Origin of the sequence: Polynucleobacter finlandensis (genome assembly GCF_018881755.1) — a bacterium.
GTDB lineage: Bacteria > Pseudomonadota > Gammaproteobacteria > Burkholderiales > Burkholderiaceae > Polynucleobacter > Polynucleobacter finlandensis.
The window spans coordinates 43529-58739 of the sequence record NZ_JACVPS010000003.1 but is presented as its reverse complement, the minus strand read 5'-3'; the positions used below and the strand labels follow the sequence as shown (position 1 = coordinate 58739).

Here is a 15211-nt window from a genome sequence, read left to right as displayed (position 1 = left end):
GATTAAGCACCAGAACCCTCTTTAGGGCCCGCCTGCTTTAGTGGCTTGTAATCAACGCGCTCACGCAACTCCTTGCCAGGCTTAAAGTGTGGAACTCGTTTTTCTGGGATCAATACTTTTTCGCCAGACTTTGGGTTACGGCCAGTACGCGCAGGACGATGATGCAATACAAAACTGCCAACGCCACGCAACTCAATCCGCTTGCCTTCGGCCAAAGCGTGAGTCATCGTATCTAATAAAGTTTTTACCGCCAACTCCACATCCCTAGGTAGAAGCTGCGGAAACTGTTCCGCTAAGCTCTCCACTAGTTCGGAGCGGGTGATTGCTTGTTGCTCTTGATCTGTCATGATCTATCAATAAAAACCGCCGCTCTCCTAGTGGAAAGCGGCGATATTGATTTAGCCTTGATTGTCCATTTTTGCTTTTAACAAAGCGCCCAAATTGGTTGTGCCAGACTGCGCATCACCTTGGAGCTTGCTCATAGCATCTTGTTGATCAGAGCTGTCTTTTGCTTTGATTGAAAGATTGATAACGCGTGACTTACGATCAATGTTAATGATCATGGCAGTTACGCTATCGCCTTCTTTCAATACATTGCGTGCATCTTCAACGCGATCGGTTGAGATCTCAGAAGCGCGCAAATAAGCTTCAACTTCGTCAGCCAAGTGAATCGTTGCACCCTTAGCATCAACAGCTTTCACAGTGCCAGTTACAAGGCTACCCTTGTCGCTAACGGATGTGTAGTTATTGAATGGGTCACCAGACAATTGCTTGATACCGAGAGAGATACGCTCTTTCTCAACATCAATTGCCAATACGGTGGCTTCAATTTCATCACCTTTTTTGAATTTCTTAACGGCTTCTTCACCAGGCTCATTCCATGAAAGGTCTGAGAGGTGAACTAAACCGTCGATGCCGCCAGGCAAACCAATGAACACACCAAAGTCAGTAATTGACTTGATTGCGCCAGTAAGCTTGTCGCCTTTTTGCTGAGCACGTGAGAACTCTTCCCAAGGATTGGCTTTGCACTGTTTGATGCCCAAGCTAATACGACGCTTGTCTTCATCAATATCCAGAACCATTACTTCAACCTCGGTTCCTAATGCGGTGGCTTTGCTTGGAGCAACGTTCTTGTTAGTCCAGTCCATTTCGGATACGTGTACCAAACCTTCAATGCCAGACTCGATTTCAACGAACGCACCGTAGTCAGTCAAGTTGGTTACTTTGCCGAATAAACGGGTGTTTGGTGGGTAACGACGTGCGATACCAACCCATGGATCATCGCCAAGCTGTTTCACACCGAGTGAAACACGATTCTTCTCTTGGTCGAACTTCAAAATCTTAGCAGTAACTTCTTGACCAACAGTCAACATCTCGCTTGGGTGACGCACACGACGCCATGCCAAATCGGTAATGTGCAAGAGGCCATCGATACCACCGAGGTCCACGAATGCGCCGTAGTCAGTGATGTTCTTAACGATACCTTGAACAACGCTACCTTCTTTAAGGTTAGACATCAACTTAGCGCGCTCTTCACCTTGGCTAGCTTCAACAACCGCACGACGTGACAACACTACGTTGTTACGCTTACGATCAAGCTTAATAACCTTGAACTCCATGGTCTTGCCCTCGTAAGGGCTAGTGTCTTTGATTGGACGTGTGTCAACGAGTGAGCCAGGCAAGAATGCGCGGATACCGTTCACCATCACTGTCAAGCCGCCTTTAACCTTACCAGTAACAGTACCAGTAACGATCTCGGCTTGCTCGAGCGCTTTTTCCAAGTTCATCCATGATGCCAAGCGTTTCGCTTTATCACGGGAGAGGATGGTGTCGCCATAGCCATTTTCAAGGGCATCAATAGCAACAGAAACGAAATCGCCAGGAGCTACTTCAATCTCGCCAGCATCGTTATGGAATTCTTCCACAGGAATAAACGCTTCAGACTTTAAGCCAGCGTTAACAACGACGAAGTTATGGTCGATGCGAAGGACTTCAGCCGAAATAACTTGGCCGGTCTTCATATTCGATCGGGTTAATGATTCTTCAAATAATTCTGCAAATGATTCAGACATTTATATATTCACTTTTTGCCGCCAGAAGACCTGACGGGTTAGGTTAAAAAAGTCTCAAGAAACACGCTAATTTGATCATCGCGTTGTAGAGTTCCTCAAAACACCAAAAACTACTGCTACTTCTACTGCTCTCAAGGTTTAAGCAATTTTTGATTGATACCAATCCAAAACCGTCTTAACTGCTTGATCTATCGATAAATCTGATGTTTCAAGCACTTGTGCGCCTTCTGCAACTAGCAAGGGTGCGGTGCCTCGACTACTATCGCGGGCATCGCGCTCCTGCAAATCTCGCAGTAAGTCGTCAAGTTTAGCAGGAATTCCCTTAGCTATCAATTGCTTATAACGACGCTCTGCCCTGGCAGCGGCAGTTGCAGTCAAAAAAACCTTCAAAACTGCGTCTGGGAATATGACGCTTGCCATATCTCTGCCATCAGCTACGAGGCCCGGAGCCTTGCGAAATCCACGCTGGAGGCCCACTAAAGCACGTCTTACCTCTGGATGAGCTGCTAAAGCCGAAGCCCTTAAACCAATCGCTTCAGTCCGAATACTTTCGGTTGCATCCTCCCCATTTAAGAGGATTTGCCCTTTTTCGAATGAAATCAATAACTTAGGCACTAAAAAACCTAACTCTGGACCATTTTTTACATCGATTCCCTCTTTCTCACTTGCCAGGGCTACCAGACGATAAAGTGCCCCGCTATCCAGATAATGAAAACCCAACTTCTCCGCCACTAAAGACGCAACCGTCCCTTTTCCAGAGGCGGTAGGTCCGTCAATCGCGATAACCGGGGCTAATGTCATTAAATTAACAAGTAAGTATTAACTGACTATCTTTGCAAATTCTGCAAAGTAAGTTGGGAAAGTTTTGGCAACACAGTTTGGATCATTAATCTTTAAAGTATTTGGGCCAAGGGCAGCCAAAGAAAAACACATTGCCATGCGATGGTCATCGTAGGTATCAATACCTTCAGAAGGCGAGCGCCAATCATCCAGCTTCTTGGGGGCGCTAACAACAATATAGTCCGCACCCTCCTCAACAATGGCTCCTACCTTCTTTAATTCTTTTGCCATCGCTGCAATACGATCGGTTTCTTTAACGCGCCAACTGGCAATGCCATTTAAGCGAGTCTCACCGTCAGCAAACAGAGCGGCGACTGCCAATGTCATTGCCGCATCCGGAATCTCTGTGCAATCAATCGTGATGCCATTCAGTTTGCCATCTGCATTCTTGACGCCTGACACTTCAATCCAATCTTCACCAGCGGTAATATCTGCACCCATCAGAGCGAGGGCATCTGCAAAAGCAACATCCCCCTGAATACTATCTTTACCAACGCCTAGAACGCGAACCGGTCCACCACCAATAGCGCCAAGCGCCAAGAAGTAGGATGCCGAAGACGCATCGCCTTCAACAGATAATTGACCAGGACTCTTATAGACTGCATCAGAAGTCTTCTTAGGAATCACGAAAGACTGCGCATCAGGACATGCAATATTCACGCCAAAGCGTGCCATTAATTTCAGTGTGATTTCAATATAAGGACGAGAAATGAGTTCGCCAATCACTTCAATACGCACTGGCTCTGTTGCGACTAAAGGCAAAGCCATTAACAATGCCGTGAGAAATTGACTAGATACATCTCCGCGGACCTTCACGACATCTTTAATCTGAATATTCGCTGAAGAAATTTGGATTGGTGGGTAGCCTTCTTGCAATTCGTAAGCAATATCGGCGCCAACCTGTCGCAAACCATCTACTAGGTCGCGAATGGGGCGTTCATGCATCCGCGCTACCCCTGATAAACGGTAGTTACCGCCCTGCATAGCTAATGCAGCCGTAAGGGGGCGAATAGCGGTACCAGCATTGCCCATAAAGAGATCAGCCTCGCGCACCGGGAACTGACCACCACAACCATTGACGATGCAAACATTATTTGGCTGGTCAATCACAGACAAGCCCAGGGTACGCAAAGCATTACGCATAACCTGCGTGTCATCAGCGTCCAATAAATTGGTGAGGGTAGTTTGACCTGATGAGAGTGCCGCCAAAAGTAGGGCACGATTAGAGATACTTTTAGATCCAGGTAAAACAATCGAGCCTTGAGCTCGAGTAAATGGTCCTATTTCAATACTGGGTAACGCACTGATTAAGACACTCATTAAAGTGCATCCAAATCTTGGCGCGCTTTACTCGCCTTATTGAATAATTTTTCTAAACCAGCACCATCGTTTTCAGAGATCAATTTGCGCATATGGTTCACGATCAAAATATACTGATCCAACTCTTTCAGAATAGCGGTGCGATTACCTAAGCAAATATCGCGCCACATCTCAGGGCTCGATGCAGCAATGCGTGTGAAATCTTTAAAGCCTGCACCCACATGACTGAGTTTTTGATCAACATCTTCTGAGTTAACTACGCTAGCCATTAAGGCATAAGAAAGAATATGGGGCAAATGAGAAACTGCCGCATAGATTGCATCATGTTGTACGTTTGAGATCTTTTTTACAACTGAGCCAACAGACTCCCAAAAACCAACAATCAGTGCAGTATCTTCTGGAGAGTTTTCTTGTATGGAGCAAACAATTGTTTGTTTACCCTGAAATAAATCCGCCTTAGCGGCACCAGCACCATGCTGAGCGCCACCAGCGATGGGATGGGCCGGCACAAACTGACACGCCTTCTTGCCCAACACTTCTTTAGCAGCCAAGATCACATCACCTTTGGTGCTGCCAGCGTCGGTAATCATGGTCTTCGATTCAAGATGCGGCTCAATAGCTTCAAATGCAGCTCGCATCTGAGCAACCGGCACACACAAAACAATCACATCGGATTGTTTAGCGGCGTCCACTAAATCCACTACGCCATCAATCGCGCCCATCTTTTGCGCTTGATCTAGATTTTCTTTACTACGGCCAACACCCAAGACCTTAGTCACTACACCAGCTTGTTTCAGAGCTAACCCCAAAGAGGCACCAATCAGTCCAACACCCACAATGGTGACGGTACCAAACTGAGCTTTAGTTGTAGTCATGATTTAGCCAAAATTTCACGGAAAGCATTGATGAAGGCAGCATTTTCTTCTGGCAGGCCAATGGAAATACGCAACCATTTTGGCAGGCCATAATTACCAACTGGCCGAACAATGATGCCGCGTTTGAGTAAGGCTAAATTGACTCTCACACCTGCCTCATCATCTTCGCCCACTTTAACCAAGACAAAGTTACCAGCCGATGGAAGATAAGTCAGCCCCATCTCAGTAAATGCCTGAGTTAACTGCAGATAACCAGCGCGATTGACCTCATAACCTTGTTGTAAAAACGCGCTGTCTTGAAATGCAGCAATTGCTGCAGCTTGAGCAAGGCTGTTGACATTAAAGGGTTGGCGAATGCGATTGAGTAAATCCGTTAACGCAGGTTGCGCAACGCCATAGCCTATCCGTAAACCGGCTAAACCGTAGGCCTTAGAAAAGCTACGCGACAAAATCATATTGGGGAAACGCTTCACCCAGGCAATGGCGTCATAGCGTTGCTCAGGCGCAAGATACTCGTTATAAGCCTCATCCAACACGACCACAACATTGGCTGGCACAGCTTGTAAGAATGATTCAATCTCGGCTGGCTGCAAATAACTGCCAGTAGGATTATTCGGGTTTGCCACAAAAACCAACTTCGCTTTATCACCAGAGGACTGAACCGCTTTGAGCATTGCTGGCAAATCGTGGCCGTAGCTTGCAGTAGGTGCTACTTCTATAGCGCGCGCACCAACTGCTTGCGAAGCTAGTGGGTATACGGCAAACGCATGGCGTGAAAAAATAATATCGTCACCCAGTTGCGCAACCGCACGAGCAGCTAACTCCAAAATGTCATTGCTGCCATTACCTAAAGTAATCCAATCAGCAGGGACATCTAGACGCTCAGACAATACCTTTTTTAGTTCAAAGCCATTGGAGTCTGGGTAGCGCCCTAAATCACCTGCGGCAGCCAGCATGGCGTCTTGCGCTGACTTTGGCATGCCTAGCGGATTTTCATTGGAAGCGAGCTTCACAATTTTGCTTTCATCCAAACCATACTCACGCGCCACCTCACTAATAGGGCGTCCACCGACATACGGTGCAATTGCTTGAATATGTTTTAAACCCAGTTTTGAAGTCATTACCAATAACGTACGTTATAAATTCGTTAAACCGCTGAGCGAGGATAAGAGCCCAACTTCTTATAGAAAGCAGCTGTATTTTTTAATTCTTCTAAAGCCTTGACCACCTTTGCATCATCAGCATGACCAGCAATATCAATATAAAAGTGATACTCCCAAGTGCCTTTACGAGCTGGGCGTGATTCAAAGCGATTCATGGATACACCATGCTTCGCTAAAGGCGCTAATAAACTATGTACCGCACCTGGTTGGTTATCCACTGATAACACCAAAGAGGTTTGGTCGTCACCTGTAGGCTGACATAAATAATCGCCAATCACCACAAAGCGTGTGCGATTGTGTGGGTCATCCTGAATCTGCAAGGCAACCGCTTGCAAACCGTAAGCTATTTGAGCGGGATCGCCGGCAATCGCGGCCAAACTAGGATCTGCTGCAGCCATGCGAGCAGCTTCAGCATTACTACTGACCGCTTGACGCTTTAACTGAGGCGCGTGCTGACTCAACCATTGCTGACATTGCGCCAAAGCTTGAGCGTGCGCACAAACAGTCGTAACACCATCTAAGTTGCCGCTCTTACTGAGTAAATGATGATGAATCGGCAATACAACCTCACCACTAATTTGCATTGGAGAATCCAAGAGCAAATCTAATGTACGCGAGATGGCACCTTCACTGGAGTTCTCTACAGGAACTACGCCAAATTGTGCGGCACCTTTTTCTACTGCCTTGAATACCTCATCAAGACTGACGCAAGGCAAGCCAGCAATGGAAGTTCCAAAATAGGTTTGGGCAGCTTGCTCGGAAAAGGTCCCAACTGGGCCTAAATAGGCAATCGTTTGGCGAGCTTCAAGCGCTCTACATGCCGACATAATCTCGCGCCAGATAGCAGCAATGCCATCAGGCAATAAAGGGCCCACATTAATGTCCTGCAGTCTTGTCACAACCTGACGCTCACGCTCAGGCCGAAATACTGGTGATGAGAACCCGCCTTTGACATGTCCAACGTCTTGAGCAGCTTTTGCCCGCTGACTTAAAAGCTCCAGAATCTGGGCATCTAAGGCATCAATTTTTTCTCGTAAGGGTGCGAGACGCTGTTCTTCCGTACTCATTAAGCCCGCCTTTCAAAGTCGCGCATAAATTCAATCAAGGCTTGTACGCCTTCTAAGGGCATTGCATTGTAAATACTGGCTCGCATTCCGCCAGCAGCCTTATGACCGCGCAAAGCAGCCAAACCAGCAGCATTCGATTGAGCCAAGAACTCTGCGTTTAAATTCTCATCCTTCAAGAAGAAGGTGACATTCATTCTAGAGCGATATTGCTTTGTCACGCGATTCTCATACAAGCTACTTTGATCAAGGAAGTTATAGAGCAAATCTGCTTTTGCTTGATTGCGCTTCTCAATCGCCTTGACGCCACCCTGCTTCAGTAGCCACTTGAATCCCAGCCCAGCCATATAGATCGAGAAAGTTGGCGGGGTATTAATCATGGACTGGGTATTTGCCTGTACGGACCAATCCCAAATTGTCGGAGTGATACCCATACTGTGGCCCAGCAAATCTTTGCGAACGATTACTATCGTCACGCCTGAGGGGCCAATATTTTTTTGGGCGCCCCCAAACCAAACGCCGCACTTCGTAATATCCATCTCTTTAGAGAGAATGTTGCTAGAGATATCGGCAACCAATGTTGTATTGCCAACATTGGGCACATCAGGAAACTCCACGCCACCAATCGTTTCATTGGCGCAGTAATGCACATACGCTGCATCATCAGAGAGTTGCCATGTTGATCGGGCGGGAATGGTGTTGAATTTTTCAGCGGCAGATGAAGCAGCAAGATTTGCTGTACCGTATTTCTGTGCCTCTTTAAAAGATTTCTCAGACCAAACGCCCGTCACAATGAAATCCGCTTTAGGGCCCTTCTTAGCCAAGGGCATTAAATTCATTGGAATAGCTGCATTCTGACCAATACCACCACCTTGTAGCAACAAGATCTCGTAAGTATCAGGAATGTTCATTAAAGTGCGCAGGTCTTGCAACACTTCTTCATAGACCGCCATGAACTCTTTGCTACGGTGACTAATCTCCATCACACTAGTGCCGAGCCCTTGCCAGTTGAGCATTTCATCGGCAGCCTGCTTCAACACCTCTTCAGGCAAGGTAGCAGGCCCCGCTGCGAAATTAAAGATGCGGCGGTCAAACGTCATGATGGCTTACTAGTCTTTAATCGATGCTAGCTTAGGCATCACCAGCAGCATCGGAATCAGAATCAAGCGCTGGATCAGCAGATACATCACCCTCTTCCGCATCATCACCTTCTTCATCCGAATCGCTTTCAGCAATACGCTGCAAACCGGATAAACGAGTGCCCTCATCAACGTTAATTAAAGTCACACCTTGTGTGGCGCGACCCATCTCACGAATCTCAGACACGCGTGTGCGCACTAATATTCCGCCAGTGGTGATCAACATAATTTGATCTTCAGGAGATACCAAAGCAGCAGCAACCACTTTACCGTTACGCTCAGATGTCTGAATCGCAATCATGCCTTTGGTACCACGTCCATGACGTGTGTATTCGCCAATTGGAGTACGTTTACCGAAGCCATTTTCAGTAGCCGTTAATACGCTCGTTGGAATTGGATTGCCTTCTGAATCCACAGTACTAGCCTCTGCGCCTTCAGTTGCTTCAGCAGGAGCGACCAACATAGCGATAACTTGTTGACCAGCGACCAAGTTCATACCGCGAACACCGCGGGCAGTACGACCCATAGGACGCACATCATTCTCATCAAAGCGAACTGCTTTACCAGCATCAGAGAACAGCATCACATCATGTTGACCGTCTGTTATCGCTGCGCCAACTAAGAAGTCATTCTCATTCAAGTCAACCGCAATGATGCCGGCTTTACGTGGATTAGAGAAATCAGACAAGCGCGTCTTCTTCACGGTACCTAAACTGGTTGCCATGAATACGTAATGATCATCTTGGTAGCCTTTAATTGGCAAAATCACAGTGATCTTTTCACCTTCAATTAGTGGGAACATATTGACGATCGGTTTGCCACGTGAGTTGCGACTACCTTGCGGCACTTCCCATACTTTCAACCAATACATGCGACCACGATCGGAGAAGCAAAGAATGATGTCGTGCGTATTGGCAACGAATAAAGTTTCAATCCAATCTTCATTCTTCGTTGCAGCAGCTTGCTTACCGCGGCCACCGCGTTTTTGCGCACGGTACTCACTCAATGGCTGGCTCTTCATATAGCCAGTATTGGAAAGTGTCACCACCATATCTTGCGGCGTGATCAAATCTTCAGTGAACAACTCAGTCGCATTCATTTCAATGAATGAACGGCGACCGCTATCACCACCTGCAATACCGAACTCAGCTTGCACTTCTTTAAGCTCAGTCTCAATCACAGAAGTAACGCGCTCTGGCTTGGCAAGTAAATCAAGCAGATCAAAAATCTCTGACATGACTTCTTTGTACTCATTCACAATCTTGTCTTGCTCAAGGCCAGTCAAGCGTTGCAGACGCATCTGCAGAATTTCTTGTGCTTGGCTATCGGATAAACGATACAAGCCAGTCGTCTGCATCCCGTACTCAGGCAACAAACCTTCAGGGCGATAGGCATTACGTCCACCAAGAGTATCCGTCTCAGCGCGCGCTAACATCTCACGCACCATTGAAGAATCCCATGGCTTGCCCATTAACTCTTGTTTAGCAACTACCGGATTAGCAGCAGCTTTAATAATGGCAATGAACTCATCAATATTGGCCAATGCAACTGCCAAACCTTCTAATACGTGACCACGCTCACGCGCTTTACGTAATTCAAAAATCGTACGACGCGTTACTACTTCGCGGCGATGCTGCAAGAAATACTCAAGCATCTGCTTCAAGTTCAGTAGGCGTGGTTGGTTATCAACCAGGGCCACCATATTCATACCGAAGTTATCTTGCAGTTGTGTGCTCTTATAGAGGTTGTTTAGAACCACCTCTGGAACTTCACCACGCTTGAGCTCAATCACAACGCGCATACCTGACTTGTCTGACTCGTCACGCAAATCAGAAATACCTTCTACTTTTTTCTCATTCACTAACTCAGCAATACGCTCAAGCAAGTTCTTTTTATTCACTTGATATGGCAGCTCATCAACGATGATGGCCTGGCGTGCACCTTTATCAAGATCTTCGAAGTGAGTCTTGGCACGCATCACCACACGGCCACGGCCAGTGCGATAGCCTTCGCGCACACCTTGAACGCCGTAAATGATTCCAGCCGTTGGAAAATCCGGTGCCGGAATGATTTCAATCAACTCATCGATCGTGCACTCTGGGTTATGCAGCACGTGTAAGCAGGCTGTAACCACCTCATCCAAGTTATGGGGGGGGATGTTGGTCGCCATACCCACCGCAATGCCTGAACTGCCGTTAATCAGCAAATTAGGCACTTTTGCAGGAAGAATCAGGGGCTCTTTCTCACTACCATCGTAATTTGGCCCAAAATCGACTGTTTCCTTGTCCAAATCAGCCAAAAGCTCATGGGCTATCTTGCGTAGGCGGATCTCGGTATACCGCATCGCAGCAGCGTTATCGCCGTCCACGGAGCCAAAGTTACCCTGTCCATCAACCAACATATAGCGCAAAGAGAAATCCTGTGCCATACGAACAATGGTGTCGTAGACCGCAGAATCGCCATGCGGATGGTATTTACCGATGACATCGCCAACTATACGGGCAGATTTTTTGTAAGCTCGGTTCCAATCGTTGTTTAATTCATACATCGCAAATAAGACCCTGCGATGAACCGGCTTCAGACCGTCACGCACGTCTGGCAGGGCTCTGCCGACGATGACGCTCATTGCGTAGTCCAAATAGGACCGCCGCATTTCGTCTTCGAGGGATATTGGTAGTGTTTCTTTAGCGGCTTGTTCCATTTGGAAATAATATCATTTTGATGACAGGTAGCCCCTATGCTAAGATTCTGTCAGTTTGTACGAAATTGAGATGTGTCGCTTTGCGGTCTTTTGCTTCAAAGTAGGGCGAATTACATTTAAGTTTGACTTTAATTAAAAAGAGATTTTTGAGGACTAAAAATGAACAAAACCCTAAAACTGTTGCTCGCTTCTGTTATTACCGTTTCTGCAACCGCAGCAATGGCATCTGATAACTGGCAAAACGGCGACGGCGCCCTAAACTGGAAAAATGGCGACGGCACATTGTGCTGGCGTGATAACAGCTGGACTCCAGCAACTGCTGCTAAAGGTTGTGACGGTGCATTGCAATCCGCTGCTCCTGCCGCTGCTGGTGTTAGCCAAAGCAAAATCACTTTGCAAGCTGACACACTCTATGACTTCAACAAGTCTGATTTGAAACCAGAAGGTAAAGCTACTCTGGACAAAATCGCTGCTGACTTGAGCAAGATCAAATTAGAAGTGATCATCGCTGTTGGTAACACTGATAGCGTTGGTACAGATGCATACAACATGGCTCTTGGCCAACGTCGTGCTCAGTCAGTTAAGTCTTACCTGACAAGCAAAGGTGTTGACGGTAGCCGTATTTACACAGAATCAAAAGGCAAGAGCAATCCAGTTGCAAGCAATGCAACTGCTGAAGGCCGCGCTAAAAACCGCCGTACCGACATCGAAGTTGTTGGTACAGCTGCTAAGTAATTCTTTTTACTTGTAAAAAAGCCCGCTTCTTGCGGGCTTTTTTATTTCCGCTATATTCGTAACAAGCCCAAAATACCAGTACTACCCGAGTAAACACATGAACGTCGACCAATCTGAAATTGATAAATTTAGCGCCCTAGCCCATCGCTGGTGGGATCCAGAGAGTGAATTTAAGCCACTACATGCCATCAATCCGCTGCGCCTATCTTGGATTAAATCCTTTGTAGATCTGAATGGCAAAAAAGTATTGGATGTGGGTTGTGGTGGCGGCATTCTCGCGGAATCTATTGCGCAATCAGGCGCAGATACCTGCGGCATTGATCTGTCTCAAAAAGCATTAAAAGTTGCTGAGCTACATGCTCTCGAGGTCGGAGCTACTCTGTCATACCGATCGATCGCAGTAGAAGCTTTAGCCGAAGAACAGCCAGAACAATATGACGTGGTCACTTGCATGGAAATGCTCGAACATGTTCCAGACCCAGCTTCTGTAGTACGTGCCTGCGCCAAACTCTGCAAACCAGGTGGCACGCTTTTCTTTAGCACTTTAAATCGCAGCCCGAAGTCCTACTTATTTGCCATTATTGGCGCTGAGTACCTACTTCGACTGCTCCCTAAAGGCACTCACGAATACGCAAAATTTATCAAGCCTTCTGAACTAGTGGGATTTACCCGTCAGGCTGCTCTAGAGATGATTGGCATGAAGGGTTTGAGCTACAACCCCTTAAGTCAGGTCTATAGCCTTGGTGATGATGTGGATGTGAACTACATGATTGCCGTAAGTAAATGAGTCAGAGTCAGCATCAAAGCCCTTATCACGGGGTCTTTTTTGATTTAGACGGCACATTAGCCGATACCGCACCTGATTTAGTGGCTGCCACCAATCAACTCCTGAGCGCTCGCAATCTTCCTTTGAAGCCTTATGAGCAATTGCGCCCTTGCGCCTCTGCAGGAGCCCGTGGATTGATTGGCGGTGCCTTTGGTATTGATACCAAGCATCCCGACTTCATTGCCTTGCGTGATGAATTTTTCGCCAACTATGAAAAAGCCTTATTTGTTCATAGCAAGTTATTTGAAGGTATGGAACACCTGCTAAATCAGCTCGAGAGCGCACAACTTCCTTGGGGAATTGTCACCAACAAAAGTGAGCGCTTTACGAACCCCTTGGTTGATCTCATGGGGCTGAGCCAAAGATCCATCTCAACTGTTTCTGGCGATACAACACCGCACTCAAAACCCCATCCAGAACCCATTCTGCATGCTGCCAGAATCGCCAATCTCGATCCAAACAAGTCCCTTTATGTTGGGGACGACATAAGAGACGTCATTGCTGGTAAGGCAGCGGGAATGAAGACTGTGGCAGCTGCATATGGCTACTGTGGATGTGAAGAGCCCCCAGAAGCCTGGGGAGCGGATTTCATCATCCACACCCCACAAGAATTACTCCAAATCATCTTCCCCAGTAGGGCTTAGTTAGCAATCCTCAAGATATTGAGCAATTTAAGGCCAGCGGCCTTAAAATAGACATTCCAGTGCATGAACTCCGGGGTCGACATGGTTTCGACGTGGATTACAAAGCATCAAGGGCATACCGAGGACCCGTTATCTCGTAAATCAATGGGAATGTAATAACTGCAAACGACGAACGTTTCGCACTAGCCGCTTAATTGCGGTTGCCCCTGAACTGATTCTCTCTTGGGTCAGCTAGCGAAAGCTAGATCAGGGTCATTTACAAGAGATAAGACCATTTCATGTCACGGGGAATGGTTCGAAAATTTAGTGAATCGCGAGCGTGGAACATGTCAGTCTGTGACTAGCTAGCTAAATTAAATGACACGACTAAGTATGTAGAACTTGCTGTAGAGGATTTGCGGACGCGGGTTCGATTCCCGCCGACTCCACCATTATTAGTAGTAGCATTACCTAGCAACAGCAACTAACCCCTTATAGAATAAAGACTTAAGGGGTTTTTTGTTGTCTATTGCAAACCTCAGTAAACCATGGGAAGAATACAAAATTAGGGGAATAAATAGGGGCATAAAGCAAATCTCTTTATAAATATTCCATATTGTTCCCCTAATGGACTATCCTGATGGGATGCTAACCGACCCGCTCTGTAAAAGCGCCTTATGCCCTGCCGATAAAAAACGTCATAGGCTTTATGACGCTGAGAACCTATACCTTGAGGTATTGCCTTCAGGTAACAAATCATGGTTCTGGAAGTACTGGTTTGAAGGTAAGGAAAAAAGAGCTGCTATTGGTAGCTATAGCAAAGTTTCCCTTAAAAATGCTCGAATCGAGAGGGATAGATTAAAGCAGCAACACCAAGCTGGACAGGACCCTAACTCAATAAAGAAACTCCTGAAACAGACCAGGAGCCTTCCCGATGACCCGACCTTCTCGACCGTGGCTCTCGCTTGGTATAAAAATAAAGAGGCAGGCTGGAGTATCGAGCACGCTAAACGAACGCTTAGGCAAATGGAGCGGGATTTATTCCCAGTGCTCGGCACTCGCCCTATAAAAGAGCTAACTGGGCTAGAAATACTTCAAGCGTTAAAGAAAGTGGAGGAACGCGGTGCAATTGAGACTGCAGACAGAGGATTAATGATTTGCAGGCAAGTCTATGACTTTGTTGCCCTTGATCAAATCCCTGATGTCACTCGTGGAATCAAAGCGAAATTACAAACTTATCGCGGTAAAAATTTTCCTGCAATAACTGACCCAAAGCGTTTTAGTGAACTACTAAAAGCAATCGACCTTTACCACGGTGGAATTGTTGTAAAGACTGCTTTGAAATTAGCGCCCATTCTTTTTCAGCGACCACAAAATCTACGCACCATGAGATGGTCACAAATTGATTTTGACGAACAACTCTGGACTATCCCAGCATCAGAGATGAAGCGCACACTAGAAGGTAAGGAAAATGGGCAGTCCCATTATGTTCCCCTCCCCACTCAAGCAATCAAATTGCTTAACGAACTAAAGCCCTATATCGGCAACAGCGAATATGTTTTCAGGGGCGAAAGGCAAGCAAGTAAGCCAATTAGTGACAACAGTGTTCGTAGCGCTCTTTACTCCTTGGGCTTTGGTGAATCGCAAAGCTGGCACGGGTTTAGGGCTAGCGCCAGAACAATGCTAGCCGAACAACTAAACGAGCCGATAGAGCACCTGGAAGCCCAATTAGCACATGCGGTAAAGGATGCCAATGGGACATCCTACAACCGTGCAATCTACATTAAACAAAGGGGTCCAATCATGCAGCGTTGGGCGGACTATCTTGACGAACTTAAAGGCAAATAAATACT

The 15211-nt window shown here is 46.8% G+C and carries 12 protein-coding genes, 1 other RNA gene and 1 pseudogene; 5 read left to right on the top strand and 9 right to left on the bottom strand.

The window, feature by feature from the left end:
• Positions 1-8 precede the first annotated feature (8 nt).
• From ICN49_RS02500 to gyrA, 9 genes and pseudogenes are all read right to left on the bottom strand, one after another.
• Positions 9-347: pseudogene (locus ICN49_RS02500) on the bottom strand (integration host factor subunit beta); the annotation flags it as partial.
• Between the two features lie 51 nt (positions 348-398).
• Positions 399-2072, bottom strand: a complete 1674-nt coding sequence (gene rpsA, locus ICN49_RS02495; protein WP_216165478.1) for a 30S ribosomal protein S1 — start codon at positions 2070-2072, stop codon at positions 399-401.
• 138 nt (positions 2073-2210) lie between these two features.
• Positions 2211-2873, bottom strand: coding sequence for a (d)CMP kinase (gene cmk, locus ICN49_RS02490; protein WP_216165476.1), 663 nt, complete (start codon positions 2871-2873; stop codon positions 2211-2213).
• A gap of 18 nt (positions 2874-2891) precedes the next feature.
• Positions 2892-4232: a 3-phosphoshikimate 1-carboxyvinyltransferase gene (aroA, locus tag ICN49_RS02485; protein WP_216165474.1), complete on the bottom strand. Its 1341-nt coding sequence runs from the start codon at positions 4230-4232 to the stop codon at positions 2892-2894.
• Positions 4232-5107, bottom strand: a complete 876-nt coding sequence (locus ICN49_RS02480; protein ID WP_216165471.1) for a prephenate dehydrogenase — start codon at positions 5105-5107, stop codon at positions 4232-4234. Before ICN49_RS02480 ends, aroA begins: the two co-directional genes overlap by 1 nt.
• Entirely contained in the window at positions 5104-6228 is a 1125-nt protein-coding gene (hisC, locus tag ICN49_RS02475) for a histidinol-phosphate transaminase (RefSeq protein ID WP_216165468.1), read from the bottom strand. Before hisC ends, ICN49_RS02480 begins: the two co-directional genes overlap by 4 nt.
• 26 nt (positions 6229-6254) lie before the next feature.
• Positions 6255-7337 (bottom strand): prephenate dehydratase, encoded by a 1083-nt coding sequence (gene pheA, locus ICN49_RS02470; protein ID WP_216165467.1) that lies wholly within the window; start codon positions 7335-7337, stop codon positions 6255-6257.
• Entirely contained in the window at positions 7337-8434 is a 1098-nt protein-coding gene (gene serC / locus ICN49_RS02465; RefSeq protein WP_216165464.1) for a 3-phosphoserine/phosphohydroxythreonine transaminase, read from the bottom strand. The genes pheA and serC overlap by 1 nt, the downstream gene beginning before the upstream one ends.
• A gap of 31 nt (positions 8435-8465) precedes the next feature.
• On the bottom strand, positions 8466-11174 hold the full coding sequence (gene gyrA, locus ICN49_RS02460) for a DNA gyrase subunit A (RefSeq protein WP_216165461.1): 2709 nt from the start codon (positions 11172-11174) through the stop codon (positions 8466-8468).
• A 159-nt stretch (positions 11175-11333) separates the two neighbouring features.
• On the opposite strand from gyrA, the gene ompA reads away from it, so the two are divergent.
• The 5 genes from ompA to ICN49_RS02435 all read left to right on the top strand — a co-directional run bounded on the left by ompA (position 11334) and on the right by ICN49_RS02435 (position 15206).
• Positions 11334-11909, top strand: a complete 576-nt coding sequence (gene ompA, locus ICN49_RS02455) for an outer membrane protein OmpA (RefSeq protein ID WP_216165458.1) — start codon at positions 11334-11336, stop codon at positions 11907-11909.
• A 97-nt stretch (positions 11910-12006) separates the two neighbouring features.
• A complete protein-coding gene (ubiG, locus tag ICN49_RS02450) occupies positions 12007-12696 on the top strand; it encodes a bifunctional 2-polyprenyl-6-hydroxyphenol methylase/3-demethylubiquinol 3-O-methyltransferase UbiG (protein ID WP_216165455.1) in 690 nt (229 codons plus the stop codon).
• Positions 12693-13379 carry an HAD family hydrolase gene (locus tag ICN49_RS02445; protein ID WP_216165453.1) on the top strand — a complete coding sequence of 229 codons (687 nt, stop codon included), beginning with the start codon at positions 12693-12695 and terminating at the stop codon, positions 13377-13379. Before ubiG ends, ICN49_RS02445 begins: the two co-directional genes overlap by 4 nt.
• 72 nt (positions 13380-13451) lie before the next feature.
• Positions 13452-13810, top strand: a transfer-messenger RNA (tmRNA) gene (gene ssrA, locus ICN49_RS02440).
• 175 nt (positions 13811-13985) lie between these two features.
• Positions 13986-15206, top strand: a complete 1221-nt coding sequence (locus tag ICN49_RS02435) for a tyrosine-type recombinase/integrase (RefSeq protein WP_255535369.1) — start codon at positions 13986-13988, stop codon at positions 15204-15206.
• Positions 15207-15211 lie beyond the last annotated feature (5 nt).